This is a genomic window from Chryseosolibacter indicum (assembly GCF_018598585.1).
GTDB lineage: Bacteria > Bacteroidota > Bacteroidia > Cytophagales > Cyclobacteriaceae > Chryseosolibacter > Chryseosolibacter indicus.
Window position 1 is genome coordinate 1 of the sequence record NZ_JAHESD010000047.1, and the last position, 16,605, is coordinate 16,605.

Genomic DNA, 16,605 nt, shown 5'->3' on the forward strand with positions numbered 1-16,605 from the left:
ATTCTGGAACAATGGTGTCTTGGGCTTTCCATATCGAACATGAACGTAGCTACTTGCACCTAATGGGGGAAATGGAGAATCATCTGAATCTAAGTAAAGGTCCACTTCCGACCCGTCACCTTCTACATCATAAATTTTCTCAAAACTGTCTGAATTAAAAAGACTTTTGGAGACACTAAGCTTTACTATAACCTTCGAAACCTTGTACGGAAACGGGATAAAAGCTAATTCCTGATAATTTGAAATTGTACCATTACTATACGATTCACTATTTCTATCAAGAACTTGAGATGTCAAGCCATTTGTAAAGCGAAGTGATACGCTATAATCAAGTCTTAGAACGGTAAAAGGCAATTGAATTCTTGTATCAATCTGTACAGCAGACAAATTCTGCCCACTTGACAATGACAACGGTTTAACATTTACTTTTAAAGAACTCGCCTCGTGATATCCCTTAAATGTTCCATACCATACTTGCTCGCCCAAACATAAATTTCGAGAGAAATCACTGATAATATTCTCCCCACCATCCTGGTGTTTACAATCAACTAAATTTTCTGTGTATCGCTGAGAGATACATTTGATTTGTACTACAGGATTACTTGCTTTATACGAAAACGTTTTTTTATAATTAGCCCAAGAATTTTTACTCATGGATAAACCCTGGCGCCATTCCCACGTTTCACCATTTTGAAGAACAAACATCAGGAGGAAGTGACTACTGCACTTAACGTCATTCGCAGAAGTCATAATGTCTATCTCAACATTCATTTCATACTCCTGCGCCAGCAATAAGTTGCATAGAAATAGGCAAGGAATCAGAAGAAGAACCTTTTTCATATAATTAATCTTTACCAACAAATGTTTTCGCGATAGCACCAGTCTTTCCATTAGATAGAATGGCGCGAATAATGTATTCATATTTATGACCAGGTTGCGCTTCCATATCAACAAATGCTTTGTCATAACCTTTAACGACCTTCCACAAACTCACCGAACTACCCGCCTCGCCCCTGTAAATTTCAAATTGCTTTACATCCTTTACATCATGTTCCCATTTGAGCTCAATCTGGTTTGTTCTCCAATTCATTTTACCTGTAAATGATTTAATCATTCCTGCTGTTACTTTTTGCGTAGATGTTTTAACTGTAATGAGGGGTGATGGATCGGATGATAACCCTTTTGATGTAAATGCTTTGATATAGTATTCATAAATCTGATTTGACAGCGCGGTACTGTCTATGTACTCGCGTATTGATCGATTACTGATTTCCTTAATGGCCGTTTCATCGTTTAATAATTTTTCTGTGCGATAGATCTTGATTGAAGCTATACTTTCTTCTCCTCCTGTTTCCCATTGCAGCAATACACCTCCTGGTGTAACCCGATAGTTAGTAATCAATGGCGCAGAAGGTGGTACCAGCTCAGGCTTATCAAGCGCAGCAATTGGAGATTTCTCTGATTGGTTATAACGCTGATCCAAAGCTGTTACAGCATAGTACACCTTTGCATTCAGGTTCCTCACTTCAATGGTGTCGCGGTAGAAATTGTCGCGTATGGCAACATCAGTCAGTGGAATGAGTTCTTCATTTTTATTTTGAGCACGATAGATACGATAGCCGAGAATATCTTTATCTGTATTTTTATTCCATGAAAGGGTTACTATACCAAGGCTATCGACAACACCAGTTAAGCCTGTGGGTATTACCGGTGGAATAGTATCAACCGGCTGAACCAAGACGGGGAATGAAAGTGTAGGCTCACCATGATGTGGTAAGGCTGCAATGACGAAGTAATTTGTTACTTTAAGGCTATCAAAGCTAACGCTGCGAGTACCGGGCGCTATATCTTTCACAACCGTTTTAAAGGGACCTTTGTCATTATCAGCGCGCCTGAGTTCAAAACCTTTTATTATATCATTACCTCGCTCATCAAACTCCCAATCAATGTCTACATGGTTCGCATCTGTTGGTACTGCCCTGTTAATATGAGGAACGTAGATCAGTTTATCGGTCCCTTTACCGCTGATAATGTCTGAGGGCGGTCCTGTTTCACTGAATGATGTAACACCACGGACACGATAATAAACAGTTGAATTATTATTCGCCACAGAGTCGATATAGAACATTCGTTCTGACAATTTACCATCACGCGTGTTCATATTTGTCAATGGAATATCCGAAAGCCTGGTAAAAGTTTTACCATCATGCGACTTTTCAACATAATAACTGATGTAAGTCTTACTAAGAACACCGTAATTCCATGTTAGCATTACACTTTTATCTCCATAGATACCTGTTAGTTCCTGGGGTTGAGGGAGAGGCTGATATTCATTAAGGCTTACATAGACTGATCCCATTTCTATCTTAGATACCTTATCTGGCGTGAGCGGTATTACCCTATACAAGTATCTTTCGCCCGGCTTAGCACTAACATCATCATATCCCCATCCTGCCAGTCTTGCTGCTGGATAACACATATCAGCTGCATACATTGAAATCATGAATCGCTGTTCAAGCTCTTGAGCCAATGCTATGAATTTTGAAACACCTTTTGCATCATCGCCTGTTAACTGAAATTTTTCACCAAACAACGCTTGCGCTATTACTGCTGCGTAATTGTTTTTATTGGCTAAGGATTCCCACGAGTTCAGAGGTTGAGGCTTTAACACAGGCACCAGCACAGTCTTTTCAGCCTTTGGAAGTATTTCATTATTTCGAACAATAGTATACCGTTCAAGCCGATAGCCATATTGATTCCCAAGCTTCCACGCCATCGGTGTATTAACAGCCCATCGAAGCTGAATGGTGTCTTTCTTGATGTTGGCAATAACACTAACACGCAATGAATCCTGCGCATAAACTGTTACGCTTGTTATTAAATACGTTAGGAGTATTACAAAGTATAATCGACCACGTGGTATCATTCTTACTTAATGAAATTATAATAATCAAAATAGGCCTCTGTACCCTTTGTCCCGTCGGGCATTACATACTGGAATTTCACTTTATAGTACCCTGACCGAACAAACTTGTAATAACCATTAATTATATAGTTGTATTGTGCCTGGGATGGTGTGTCAAAGAAACGATTTACAATCTTATGTTGAAGATCAATAAAGTCTTCTTTATATATCTGTGGCAGGTTGTATATATAAGGTATCCATTTACGGGCGTATCCATTGAAATTATTTAACTCTACTTCTGTTAAGTATGAGGTTGATATAGGAATTGCTTTAATAGGAGGAAGACCCAAAATATTAACATCCCGCTCTAATTTTATCCCTGCAACGGGATAATTTTGGTAAAGTATTGGAGAAATATCTTGCTTATAATACTCATCGTCCAATACCGCAGTGGCATTAACAGTTGGCTTAAATCCACTAAACTCAGTTCCCACAAGTTCTGTTACATCAAACGGCTCACCTGATGATATTTCATATCTGAGGTCTATAACATCTGAAGCCAACCTTCCAGCAGCTGCACTGCCCTTTGTTATACTTTGAATTTTTTCTGCCAATGTATTATGACGGCTGGTTGTAAACTGATACGCGAGTAAAACTCGGCCAACATCGGAACGTATAAGTGTAGAGGCTTGCTTATTAGCTACAGTGATTATATCATCTTCATTACCCACGTTTACACTTTCTGCAACTGGTGTATTTTGAATCGCGCTACCATCTTTATTTAAAGTTACCAGGTTAAAACTATACTCTTTCTGTGACATTAAATCTGGCATGTTATACTTAATTCTGTTGCTTGCAGCGTCATAGATGAAGCCAAGCGATTGCTTGCTACCATCGGCTAGGAGAAATTGAACCTCATGTTTAAAATCTTGTGAGAATAGATAACTCTGACCCCGCTTTAACTGAACATAAGCATTTCGCGACTCTCCTTGCAGAAAGAATTTCTGATCAACAACTGGATAAGAATACTCAACATTATTAATAGGAATTACATCTGGCGCAATACCTGTGGAGAAGCTTGCTTCCATAAGTTCTTCCGCCTTTAAGCCTGCGGTATATACAGTAACCCATTGCCCTCTTTGCCATTCCTCAAAGCCAACTCTTACTATTGCTTTTAACGACTTACCAGGCGGTAACACTTCAGTGGAATAGAAAGATACGGCATCCTTATTCTGAGTCCATACCAGCTTCCCCGGAATTGATGTGCTTCCATCTTTTACATCGAAGCTAATCAGTTGTATACGGTAGGCTTTCACTCCACGATCATCTTCGACTTCAAATGGCACACCCATTTTCATTACAAAGGTAGCCTGGGGGGCTGCGAACACATCAACATCTTTTGAATTATCACGTGGAGACAAATCACTGATCATTCTCATATCCAAGGGACTTCCACCTGGTATTACAAGATCACACTCCTCTCCTACTGTAAATTTAAATTTGCAACTTCCGGATACCAACCCTCCGAGTACGTTAAATTTTACGGCTAAGTACCCTTTGAACCATGAAGGGTTAGGAAGTTTTGCTTGGATCAACGCAGCAGCTGCGCCTTTGATGATAGGAACTTTTGCTTTTATGAAAGTGAGGTTTACCTTGACACCCAGTTCGCCTTGCAAGTAAGCATACCCTTGTCCATTCGCATACCATCCATCAAAACCAATTTTACCACTTCTCCCCTTACACTGTACATCATTATAATCTTTAAGCATAATGTCGAAGCCCATGCCTGCAGCAAAGTTTGCATACAATATCAAAAAGGTGATATCGCCAGTTGCAACTCGCAGGCTAGAGCCGAATGCCAGGCCTTTTCCATCACCTAATGCGTTTAGATCACGCATGTAATCGAGTTGCTGAAGATCTACGCCAAGAATATCCGCCACCTCTTTGGGTGGTGGAGGTGATGCAGGAATTTGAGAACCTAACATAAAATAGGATCCTGTCTCAACACTTACGATGTTTTGAATAGTCATCTTCAAGCCGAGGCGATCGGTGGGCGTCCCCATATGGATGTACCAATCTTGAGGATCAATATGTAATACAGCCCAGCCTGCTCTGTTACCTGATGCGGCTCCACGCACAAATCCCCCGACAGTTGTTACGTAGAGATCGAATGTGGCATGGAGCGATTGCTGTGTAAAATCATATTGAATTCCCATGGCTGCAGCAAAGCCGTCCTGTCCGGGCTTTTGTGTTGCCGGGAATATCTTATCCGGTACTTTATCTGGTTCGTATTGCTTTAACTTCGTAAGCATATCCTCCATACCAGGATTCTTGGCGAGGTATTCCTTCTCCATCTCAGCAATCTTTTTCATTTTATCACCTACAAATTTTTCAATATTCTCAGTACCAGGAATCTTACCAATGAACTTTGCAAAGCCATAAAATCCTATGAAGTTCAAACCTCCCGAACGATTGAATGCTACTTCAAACGCTGCCTCTCCGTTGACAGCAGCATCATTTGCTACATTAAATAAGACAGAAGCTTTAATACCTAAGGCAGTACCCGAATCAGGTACATATTTAGCTCCAGTAGGAGATGTAGCATCAGCGCCGTCGCGCTTCATGCGATTTGAAATACCACCACCAAAACCTTTAAGATTTACTGGAGGAAACGCAGGAATACCTTCACCAGGCAAAGCAACAAGACCATCAACGAACCAATATCTAAACTCCTTTTTACCAAACATTCCCCTGGCCTTAACATCAAGTCCTTTTAGTACTTTATCAAATGTTAATTGAATGTTACCGCTAAAGCCATCTCCATATACAGGATCGTTATTTAGTATTAGCAGTCCTCCTTTGATGGTTACTACTTCCGCTATCTTGGCGTTTACTTCAACACTATTAAGAATTAATTTTTTATAATGCCATTGTTGCCGCGCCTCCTCGCCTTGTATAGATTTTTCTGTCAGATCACCAACAAATTCAAGGCTTGTACTTCCTGTAAAAAGGTTTTCTCCCAGAGTAAGTTTAAGATCCATACCTAGACCAACCTCATCTCCATTGGTCCTTAAGCCAATACGTTTTACAGAAACCGGGAAATTCATCATGGCCAATTCTCCTTTGTATCCAAAATACTCAGCGGTAAAACGAGGAGCATCTGTTTTAAGACGAAGACTTCGGAATTCAATTCCTTTAAATTGTGCTATTGATTTACCAGAGACATCTTCGGAGGATGATCCGTCAAGTCTTGCTTCGATATTCAAACTTCCGTGAAGCAACGCTTCTGGCTTGAACTTGTCATCAACTACCTTTAACTCCACATATGAATTAGGTAGTAGTTGGGCTTTTGCATGAAATACATCAAAAGAAACTGTGTCAAGAGATTTTACTTTAAGAAAGTACTCATTCTCCATGGTAATTATTGCGTCATATCCCAGGTTAGAATTCTCTGACACCGGAAGTCCGATGGCTCCTGAAAAGCCTGCTGAAGTTAATTGATTTGCTTCGAGCTCTATACCAAAAGCATCGACGGAAAACCTCCACCCCGAAGCACTCCCTTCATTAATAGGCAATATACCTGCAGCTGCAAAAGAACCACTTACCCCATTGTTATCAATAAGTAAATTATTGGACTCAAAGGAAACACGTTTATTTCCTCTCTTCACAAACTGCTTTGGAAGCGTAATACTTAAATCTTTTACAAACACGCCACGCCAAAGAGCGATGTTGTCGGGAATCAAATAGTTCTGTTTGTAGTTTAGAGGAAATGCTACTGAGGGATCATTTCTGTAATCGCTCATGTCGAAAACTGCCTTACCTAAAGTGAATATAAAACCTTCAAGACCATTGATCTGAAACGGTGGTAAAGAGATATTTACCAGAAGGTCATTCCAATCTCTGATAACTGTAGCAAAGGCACCTTTGACTCTTCCATTGACTTTATTACCTGTAGAATCTATAGGCGACATCATGCTCTCAGGAAACTCAACCTCGGCAGCAATGCCCATCTCGCGGAATCCCTTACAATCAACCGAAACATATGTGAGCTCTTTTGCTCTTCCTGTATTTTTATCAAATGATCCCTTCAATTTAAGCGCAGCTGTATTGCCGTTAATGGGTATGCTAAAATCGCCCATTAATACCAGCGAGGCATCTCCAATTATATCTCCTGTATGAGACAGCTTAATGCCCTGTGCACCAAAAAAAAGCAATTTATCATCTTGAGGAATTTTTATTCTGGCAAATAATGTAAGCTCACTGTGTGTTGTTTCGAGACGCATATCACTAACAGCAATTGTTACTTCCATATTGCCTACAGTTTTCTTTATGCCGATAGGAAGAATATTCATATCAGCATAAGTCAACGACTCTGTGTAATTGTTGGATTGATCGAGTTTATAAAATGTTTCCGTAGCTTTTCTCTGTTCTTCCAGCCATGATGGAGTTGGAGTATTTTGTGCCGTTTGAGCACTAATATTTGTAACTACAAGAAAACATACCCATACAAAGAGTTGAAATATAAATTTCTTCCTAACGAACACAGGTATATCAATTGAAAGCGAGCTAGTACTGATAACAGATATGGGGTACATACGAGTTAACTATGATTATTATTAAGAAAATAATGATGGTTTAACCACAGAGGAGCATTTAGCACAAATCTTAGAATAGACCTGACAGGTAAGCAAGAGGGGTTTTTCATCATAAAAAATTCCAGTTAGGACTACAAAAATCCGAAATCCATACTTCACCGATGCTTCAAATACCAATAAATTATTACATTCATATTGGTTATTTGAAATTCTACCTTCACCTATCTATATCGTACTAAAAAAGGAAATCTTTATAAAAAGAGGGCTTTTGCCTGTATTTAAACAAACAAAAACTTACATCTGTTAAAAAGGACATTTTTCTATAACATAAAAAGTAATGAGTACCTTTCACTGCTCATCGCAATGCTACACCTTTTACCACCCAGAAAACGATTTTTTTTCCAAATTTTTCACCCATACCTTCTGTAAAGTCATTCTCTTTAATTAAGGCCATTTTTTTAATGATTTTTAAGTTAAACAATTATTTACGTATCGCATCTCAGACAACCCGCGGTGTTATCATTGAATTGATGTTTCAAATATAGGCTGGCAGACCGCAGTTAGTACGCGGACTATAATTCAAGTAAATATTTTTTTAACTTTTTTTTAGAACCTGACAAAATTGCCGGAAAATCAATGAAACCTGACTCTGGGTTCGACATGCATCCGTCATGCTTATATTGTCAGTATACCCTGATGTTAGGTGATAGGGATTGGGGATGGGTATTTAATTAAGCTATTCGTTTGTTTAATTGGGTCATACCAATTTTTTGATCTAAATTTTAGAATATGAAATGGATTACGCGAGAAAGGCCAAAGATAGACCGCATTGCATGCCCCTGGCTGATTAAAAGATTTGTAGATAATGAAGCTGAATTCATGTATGTTCCTTCGGATAAGGTAATTCAACTATCGAAAGAGCACGGGGCCATTCCGTTTGATATCCCAAATGTCGAGTATACACATTATGGGGACGAATGTACCTTTGACTACATTATAAAAAAGCATAAGATAGCAGATCCGGCGATTCAAACTTTGGCTATTATTGTCAGAGGTGCTGACACTGATCGTCACGACCTTGCAAGTCAGGTTGCAGGTCTTTGGGCTATCTCTGCCGGAATGGCTTACAACATTACAAATGATTATGAACTTTTAGCGCAAGGGATGATTGTATACGATGGTCTTTATACATGGGCAAAGTTGTTACAACATGAGAAGCATACTCAAAATCCTTTTGAGAACACCCTTCGGGATGTATACCAAAAGTTTCTTAGTGAAAAGAAGAAAAGCAAAGATGTACCAGGCTGGGCAAAAGAACTAAAGGAGATTATACAAGACCAGATTGATACCAATCTGACGTTAAGTTTGAAGGAAATATCTCATAGCCTTAATGTGCATCCATCTTATTTGTCGCGCGAATTCTCTAAGTACTTTGGCGATCTCTCTTTTGGCGATTACATTCGTAAGTTGCGCATAGAAAAATCCATTGAATTACTCAAAGATCCCAACTACTCACTTGCAGAAATCGCATACCTTACAGGCTTCTCAGATCAAAGTCACTTCAATCGGATATTCAAGAATCTTATAGGAAAAACACCAGCTGTTTATCGCAAAAATTTGCGTGAAAAGTAAAAAGTATTCAAATCAGTAATTCCTATTCAAGATTTTCAACCCTCCGTGTAGTAGCGTTGCGTAAGTTTCTCTTATGTCAAAACAGGTTAACCTAATACATATTTGCGCTGCCTACTTTTAGACTGATTTAATCATTTCTGCTTAAACGTCGGATAAGGATATTCATTCTCGTAAGCAATTGTGGTTACACCTTTTTAATCAGACGAGACCTAAAGAAATAGACTTAATTTGAACCAATGCCTAAATATTCCCTTAAACAATTGATCATTTATTTTCTTAAACTAGGAACTTGGGGATTCGGAGGACCTGTTGCGCTTGTAGGATATATGCACCGCGATCTTGTTGATGAAAAAAAGTGGATTAGTGAAGAAGACTACAAAGAAGGTTTGGCTCTATCTCAGCTTGCTCCTGGTCCTCTTGCAGCACAACTCTCAATCTATATTGGCTACATTCACTATAAAATTTTAGGTGCAACCTTGGTTGGCATCGCTTTCGTTATTCCCTCATTTCTCATGGTGCTTTGCATTGGCTACGCTTATGTGTCTTATGGAGGTTTGCCATGGATGCAAGCAATTTTCTATGGCGTGGGTGCAGCGGTAATCGGAATCATTGCTATCAGCACCTATAAACTGACGTCTAAAAGTATTGGTAAAGATAAGCTCATGTGGTTGATCTTTATTGTACTTGCTGTAACAACTTTCATAACAGAACAAGAAATTTTATGGCTCATTCTGCTAGGCGGATTTGTTATGTGGTTTGTTAAGGCACCTCCAAAATGGTTAAGCAGTGGAGCTCAAGGAATATTACCGACTCTATTGGTACAGCTTCAACCCTTAACCGCAGAACATAAGCTAACACAGATTGCCTGGTTCTTTACCAAAGCTGGTGCTTTCGTATTTGGAAGCGGTCTCGCTATAGTTCCTTTTCTATATGGTGGTGTAGTGAAAGAATATCAGTGGCTAAACGAACAACAATTTGTAGATGCAGTTGCAGTAGCAATGATAACACCAGGACCGGTAGTGATCACCGTGGGATTCATTGGCTATCTGACGGCTGGGTTCTGGGGCGCGGTAGTTGCAGCACTTGCGACTTTTATTCCATGTTATCTGTTCACAGTAATACCTGCCCCTTACTTTAAAAAATACGGAAAGCATCCCGGGATTAAAGCATTTGTAGATGGAGTTTCTGCTGCAGCCATTGGAGCCATAGCTGGAGCTGTTTTAGTTCTAGGCAAACGAACATTGATAGATATTCCAACTAGTTTGATTGCAGAAGCATCCGCAGCTGCATTGTTCCAGTTGAAAAGATTACAAGAACCGTTCGTGATCCTTGGTGCAGCTCTTATCGGTATTTTGCTAAAAATATTGATTCAGTAAATGCCTTCTTTCGAAGCGTCCTTAGAATATGATGGCACTTATCGAGGCGGCTCTGGATTAATTAAGAGAATAAAACTACTTCACCCCTATTGCTTTCAGTGTTCGCCTCAGGAACTCGTCAAGTTTGTTGTTGTCCATCCAACGCACTACAATTAACAAGTCATGTTCCTGATCAATGAAGATGTAGTTGCCACCAAAACCATTTGCGTAGTACATACTTTTGGGGGCTGACTTAAATGTACCTTCTTCGTTTGTCCACCACATATAGCCATAGCTCTTGTTGGGCACAGATGGCTTTCTTGCCATATCAATCCATTGGCGGGAAATCAATTGTTTGTCTTTCCACTTTCCTTCGCGTAAGAATAACAATCCCAGTCGCGCCTGATCCATGGTGTTGATGAACAACCCGCCGCCGAAATGACCGCCACCACTTACAGATTGCATCATAATGCCATCGATGTTCACAAACGAATCATCATAGCCATACCAGCGCCATGTTGTAGACGCGCCGATAGGATCCATGATCTGATCTTTGAGCACCATGGGCAATGGTTTACGGAGTACGTGAAGCAACGAATATGCTAGCAGGTTTACCCGAACATCATTGTATTCGAAGGTTGTTCCTGGTGTCAGCAATTTTCTATTGCGCCAGTTATCAACAGTGCCCTCACGGGGCGGGCGATCTGCCCAATCGCAAATGCCGTGCAAACATCCATACCAGTCTGATGTCTGCTGTAACAGGTGCTCCCAGGTTACTTTGCTGTTGTGCTCCCCCTGAAAGGTACCATCCCAAACATAGCCACTAACAGGATCGTTAATATTACGAATCAAACCTCTGTCGTAGGCCAAGCCCGCTACTGTAGAAAGAACACTTTTTGTAACACTGAAGGTCATGTCGACACGGTCTACCTCACCCCACTGTGCTATAATATATCCGTTCTTGATGATAACACCATTCGGCCCTCCCCTTTCTTTCATCGGCCCCAGAATCTTGTAATCCGGTTCCCGTACATAAGCTTTAAGGTTAGCAACACGCAAGTCTTTCTCTACGCTGTTCTCACTACTCTTGGCAAAGACTACCGCACTATCAAGCGATGCAGCATCTACCTTTAATTCTTTGGGAGACTTAGTTTGCCATGTAGCTTCAGGGTAGTACGGTTGTACTTTTTGTGCAATGGCAGGAGCAGACAAAAAAGTGACGGCTACTAGGGACCAGCGTATCAGTTTCTTCATATTGTCAGGCAAAACGTTATCATTAATTGTTGACTTATTCGGCTAAGTTAGTATTAAATTATTCTTAGTAAAGCATTAACCCGTACCACCTTGATGGGCAAGTAATTCTCACCTCTCTCACATCCTCTTTAGTGTTACGTTATAATAGATTTTAGCAGTGCGTTCATTTTCCGACGTTTGGTTCTCTATAGCTCATCGGCCGCAATTTAAGCAATGCGAAAAATTTTCTCCATCTTTCGCCCTTTTGCTAGTTCATCCACTAGCTTATCCAAATACCTTACTTGTTGCGTTAACGGATCTTTAATTTCTTCTACTCTATACCCGCATATTACCCTGTAATCAGGTGAGTGTTTGGATTTATTGATGCATTTTTAAAAAACGTCTCAAAGGTCACTTTTTCTTCGATGAGTTTATGAAGTTTTTTCTCATCATAACCTGTAAGCCATTCGATTACCTGATGCAATTCTTCTTTTGTTCGCCCCTTCTTCTCAACCTTTGTTACATAATGGGGATATACAGAAGCAAAAGTCATTTTCGCTATTCGGTCATCGTGGCTATTTGTGCTTTTCATACAACGACGTTTTTATGTATTATATTTAAGATCATTCTAATTGCCCCAGCTTTCATCTTTAAAAATGCAACAAAAGTTTGATTTCAAAAGATTAAATACCTAAAAAGAGTTGGATCAAAAAGATTATTAAAAGTAGAAAATGTAACTTTAGCCGCACATCCAATAAAACATGAAAAGTTTCTTAATGATAACTGCACTGATTATTACATCACTTCTCTCTTTTGCAAGAGAAATTGATGGGGTAATCATTACCGATGGAAAAGCAAGGGATGTGACCTTCATTATCAAAGTGCCACTCCTCGCTAATGAGCCTAATTTTGAGCGCATCCAATTTAAAGTAAAGTATTATGACGGAAGCGGTAAGAAGAAAACTCTTCGTCCTGACGACGCCGATGAAATCCGATTTAACTATTATGGTATGGAAGTACGGATGATCTCCTGCTTTAATACAATTGGTGCCGGAAGTCTGCTGATGAAAGCGCAAAAAATATTTCTGAAGCTGGAAATAGATGGACCGTTAAGACTTTATAGGTACTACTATAGGCAGACCAATCCGGGATATTACGGGGGAGCAGGGGGCTATTCACCTGAAACCAGCTATGTGGTAGACAACTTAATCTTTCAGAAAGGTGATGGGCCCTTGAAACAACCCAGAGCGCTGGGGTGGAGAAAAGACATGCTCGAGTATTTCACTGATTGTCCGGCTTTACGTGAGCGAATTGAAAGTAAAGAGCTGAGAAGAAAGGAAATAGAGGCCATCGTTATGTATTACAATCAGCATTGCGGGAGGAGATGATTATTGTGCATCCATACATTTTAGAAATAATTGTAGTGCCTTTATTTCACAATAATTGAATATCCTTCGCTACAATTGACAAATCATTCTTAAGCTGGTGACCTCCACTTTCTATTTCCCGGACTATAGCATGTGGCATCTTCTTCTTGTAAAGTTCAAGATGATCGAATGGAACTTCTTCATCATCTCGGCAATGGTAAAGAAAAACAGGAACATTCTTTGGCAATTCGTCTGCAAAATCTGCTTTCAGCTTTAAACCTTGAACCCACTCCTCATCACCTTCCCAAAAGGGCGTAGCCATTAAAAAAATACCAAGGATCTTTTCGGCAATTTGATTTTCTGACAGACATTTTAAGAGCATTGAAGCGCCAAGCGAATGCGCTACCAGGATAACATCATCATCAATGCTCACAATTTCATTGCTTATCTGTTTCAGCCATCCAAAATCCGACAGGTTCTCATCTGAGTGCAGATGAGGAAAATGTATTTTATAGACAGATCCCAATTCTCCTTGCAAAGCGTCGACTAATTTGGCATCTTCTTCGTAGCCGTCATCACCGGCGCCTTGAATAAATAATATATGTTTATTATTGCCCATGCGTGTTACTTTTATACCCAAATGTTGCAAACATTAACATATTACTTACAGGGCACATGCGACAAATTATAGTGCCAGATGCGACAGATGCTCATAAAGCACTCTTACTCTTAACTTATTCCCAGCTATACAGGCTTGTGAAGCTTTTAAAAGGATGGTACGCCTGTTATCTCCGATCTTAGTTAATATCTCATTTCAAGTTTGTTACACCATAATGCATAAGATCAATGATAGGTGAAATCAATTTTTTTTACTTCTTTATATCTTTAGTTTTATCAGCATAACACGATGCAAAATTCAAAAGCCCTTGCAAAAGTTATTGGTCCAACACTAAGTGTGATGGCTGCAACAGAATGGATTAACCTTCACATTTGGTCGGACCCAGTACCTCAACTAACATATTTAAATGGTGTTATTTTGTTTGCTGCAGGTATATATATCGTGCGAATCCATAACCAATGGGCGTTCAACTGGACTATTCTTATAACACTTACAGGTTGGATAGGCATGGCAGTTGGCCTGTTCAGAATGGTCCTTCCTGAGGCAAAGCAAGCCGAGGGAGGTATAACAACCCTGTTCATGCTGAGCGTGCTCGCACTTGCCGGAATAATTATGGCTTATAAAGGATACTATAACCGAACTGAACCCGACTGAAAAATCAGACAGGCGCATTCTCGCAATATAGCTATACACAAGCGGCTAATTGAACCGATACCACTTCTATTAAAGCACCCGTAGCGAAAGTCCGGAATGCCGTCTTTTTCAAAAGGAGTATTCAATTCGTTTAAGGCTGAGAAGCTATATTCCTATTCATAAATTTTTGAAAAGAAAAGTCAGGAAGCAAGATCTCGCTTTCGTTCTTGCTTGTTGCATATTGTGCTTCTGCTGTATAGTTAAACATTTGCTGCTCGTAGTCCTTTATTGCGTCTTCTATCGTTTCAAACTTTTCATTCGTTAAATTGTCCGATAAAATTAACGCATCCAATAACCCCGTATTGACACCCTGTCCGGCAAATGGAGGCATTATATGAGCAGCATCTCCAATAAGCGTTATTGGCAACCGACGATTATTTTTCCAAGGTGAGCACAATGATATTTTCCTGGTGCGCCATAGGACAAAAGAAGAAGTTGCACGGAATAGTTGCTTATAGCACTCATGCCAGTGTGAGAACCTGTTTAAAAGAAAAGCAATACTATGCTGCGTATCCTCAAAGTTTAGGGCATTTTCGAGACTATCATCCTCAGGCAGTTTAAAAATTACATTATAGCTTAACATGCTCCCATTCCTGGGGTTGGCAACCAACATATTTCCTTTGCTTGCAGTCATCAAAATGGTGTTGTTGCATGACTGGTAGAACGCTGGGCATTCCACTTCCGGTTGAAGTACATCGCCCTGTAAAATGAGCGACCCAGTATATTCAATTTCTGTATCTGTTACATATTTTCTCACCTTCGACATTCCACCATTGGCACCTATAACAAGGTCAGCCGTGACATTGTTTTCATTTTCAAAATGCAGAAGCCACCTTCCGTCTTGTTCTTCAAGACGAGTAAATTTTCTGTCCCACACCACGGTACTATTTGTCAAGCTTTCAAGCAGCATCCTTCTTAAGTCATTTCTGTTAATCTCAGGGTTGTTATATTGATTTTCGCGTTCAGGCTTTTTTGAAAACAGCACATTCCCTTGTTCGTCAACCACCGTTCTTCCCATAGGTACAGCCGTTGCATAGTAGCGGTCCAACAACCCCGCTTTTTTCAAGGCTTCCTGTCCTGACCCTTTGTGGAGATCAAGTGTACCTCCTGAAATTCTTGTTTGTGCATCTTTGTCTCTCTCGTAAACAGTTACATCTACTCCTTTTTGTTGCAGTAATATCGCCATGGTAAGACCTACTGGGCCCGCACCAATGATAGCTACTTTTTTATCCTTTAATATCATGTGTTTTATGTTCTTCAACTACGAACACAAAACTCTCAAATGTGACACTAGTGGGCTTGTATAAACGCGACAAAATCGTGGGCTGCAGTCCATTTTTCCTTCTTTGCTTTTCGTGCGAATGCTCCAGGCGTAGTTCCGCTGTAGCGTTTGAATTCTCTGCTTAGATGAGATTGGTCTGTATAACCGAGTTCCTCTGCCAGGCCTGCAAGGTTGATATCCGGATGAAGCCATAAACGATTTCGAGCCTGCTCAAAGCGAATAAGCGCAGACACATCTTTAACCGTATGACCTGATGATTGCTTGAAGTTCCTTTCCAAGGTACGTACAGTTGCGTGAGCAGCATCCGCTACCTCACTTACGGGCAGAGTGCCATTTGCTTCTCTCATAGCAACACCCGCCTTAAACAGCATGGTGTCAGGAGCAATACGCAAGCGCATCTCAAGAAAATACTGTTTTACCAGATCTAACGCCACGGTCATGCTCCCTGTGTCAACATGTTCCGCCAACGCGGATTGAAGCCCGGTGATTGGATGTTCGAAGATATACACTGTGTCTTTGCCAGAGGGTAACCCTAGCAAATCGAACACAGTCCATGGATAGCACCTAACACCAATCACTTGAAAGGTACTCTTCGCATAAAAAATAACTGGCTTATTAAGCAGACCTAACAAAAACGGTGAAGGCAATGGACGCAATACCCCATTGTAAGAAACACTACAGGAGCTTCCGAAATAGAAAATAATTTCAGCATAGCCATCAGGCACCACCTCAAAACCCATTTCCTCCTCACCTAACTCTCTTCTGTCGTACCAAAAGCATTTGATGGTATCCCGCAAGGTTTCAGGAGGTTCAATTTCTTGGTGCTGATGCATGTTGAAAGATAGTGAATCTCGATTACTTATAGAAGAAGTAAGGAAAGAGCCAAACACTGATATGTATATCAACAATATGCACTTAGTTCGT

At 40.2% G+C, this 16,605-nt stretch carries 11 protein-coding genes and 1 pseudogene; 4 read left to right on the forward strand and 8 right to left on the reverse strand.

Translation table 11 applies throughout. The features are described from left to right. The 3 genes from KK060_RS17525 to KK060_RS17535 form a co-directional block, all read right to left on the reverse strand. Positions 1–840: hypothetical protein (locus tag KK060_RS17525; protein ID WP_254155074.1), on the reverse strand; the 840-nt coding region annotated here is incomplete at its 3' end. A gap of 4 nt (positions 841–844) precedes the next feature. Next, positions 845–2,926: a fibronectin type III domain-containing protein gene (locus KK060_RS17530; RefSeq protein WP_254155075.1), complete on the reverse strand. Its 2,082-nt coding sequence runs from the start codon at positions 2,924–2,926 to the stop codon at positions 845–847. Between the two features lie 2 nt (positions 2,927–2,928). After that, positions 2,929–7,500 carry a hypothetical protein gene (locus tag KK060_RS17535; RefSeq protein ID WP_254155076.1) on the reverse strand — a complete coding sequence of 1,524 codons (4,572 nt, stop codon included), beginning with the start codon at positions 7,498–7,500 and terminating at the stop codon, positions 2,929–2,931. A 789-nt stretch (positions 7,501–8,289) separates the two neighbouring features. On the opposite strand from KK060_RS17535, the gene KK060_RS17540 reads away from it, so the two are divergent. Both KK060_RS17540 and KK060_RS17545 read left to right on the forward strand, forming a co-directional pair. Beyond that, positions 8,290–9,132 carry a chromate resistance protein ChrB domain-containing protein gene (locus KK060_RS17540; RefSeq protein WP_254155077.1) on the forward strand — a complete coding sequence of 281 codons (843 nt, stop codon included), beginning with the start codon at positions 8,290–8,292 and terminating at the stop codon, positions 9,130–9,132. Positions 9,133–9,368: 236 nt separating this feature from the next. Further along, complete coding sequence (locus tag KK060_RS17545) at positions 9,369–10,508, forward strand: chromate transporter (protein WP_254155078.1); 1,140 nt, start codon at positions 9,369–9,371, stop codon at positions 10,506–10,508. A 75-nt stretch (positions 10,509–10,583) separates the two neighbouring features. On the opposite strand, the gene KK060_RS17550 is transcribed toward KK060_RS17545, so the two are convergent. Together KK060_RS17550 and KK060_RS17555 are read right to left on the reverse strand one after the other, a co-directional pair. Beyond that, positions 10,584–11,741, reverse strand: coding sequence for a serine hydrolase domain-containing protein (locus tag KK060_RS17550; RefSeq protein WP_254155079.1), 1,158 nt, complete (start codon positions 11,739–11,741; stop codon positions 10,584–10,586). Positions 11,742–11,947: 206 nt separating this feature from the next. Continuing rightward, a pseudogene (locus KK060_RS17555) lies at positions 11,948–12,312 on the reverse strand (DUF2200 domain-containing protein). 169 nt (positions 12,313–12,481) lie between these two features. On the opposite strand from KK060_RS17555, the gene KK060_RS17560 reads away from it, so the two are divergent. Further along, the gene (locus tag KK060_RS17560) at positions 12,482–13,108 is read left to right on the forward strand and encodes a hypothetical protein (RefSeq protein ID WP_254155080.1); all 627 of its coding nucleotides are present in this window, start codon (positions 12,482–12,484) and stop codon (positions 13,106–13,108) included. A 46-nt stretch (positions 13,109–13,154) separates the two neighbouring features. On the opposite strand, the gene KK060_RS17565 is transcribed toward KK060_RS17560, so the two are convergent. Then, a complete protein-coding gene (locus KK060_RS17565; RefSeq protein ID WP_254155081.1) occupies positions 13,155–13,706 on the reverse strand; it encodes an alpha/beta hydrolase in 552 nt (183 codons plus the stop codon). A gap of 288 nt (positions 13,707–13,994) precedes the next feature. Between KK060_RS17565 and KK060_RS17570 the strand changes: the two genes are divergently transcribed. Further along, the gene (locus KK060_RS17570) at positions 13,995–14,360 is read left to right on the forward strand and encodes a hypothetical protein (protein WP_254155082.1); all 366 of its coding nucleotides are present in this window, start codon (positions 13,995–13,997) and stop codon (positions 14,358–14,360) included. A 130-nt stretch (positions 14,361–14,490) separates the two neighbouring features. On the opposite strand, the gene KK060_RS17575 is transcribed toward KK060_RS17570, so the two are convergent. Both KK060_RS17575 and KK060_RS17580 read right to left on the reverse strand, forming a co-directional pair. Next, positions 14,491–15,642: an FAD-dependent oxidoreductase gene (locus tag KK060_RS17575; RefSeq protein WP_254155083.1), complete on the reverse strand. Its 1,152-nt coding sequence runs from the start codon at positions 15,640–15,642 to the stop codon at positions 14,491–14,493. 47 nt (positions 15,643–15,689) lie between these two features. Continuing rightward, positions 15,690–16,514: a helix-turn-helix domain-containing protein gene (locus tag KK060_RS17580; protein WP_254155084.1), complete on the reverse strand. Its 825-nt coding sequence runs from the start codon at positions 16,512–16,514 to the stop codon at positions 15,690–15,692. Between the last annotated feature and the right edge of the window lie 91 nt (positions 16,515–16,605).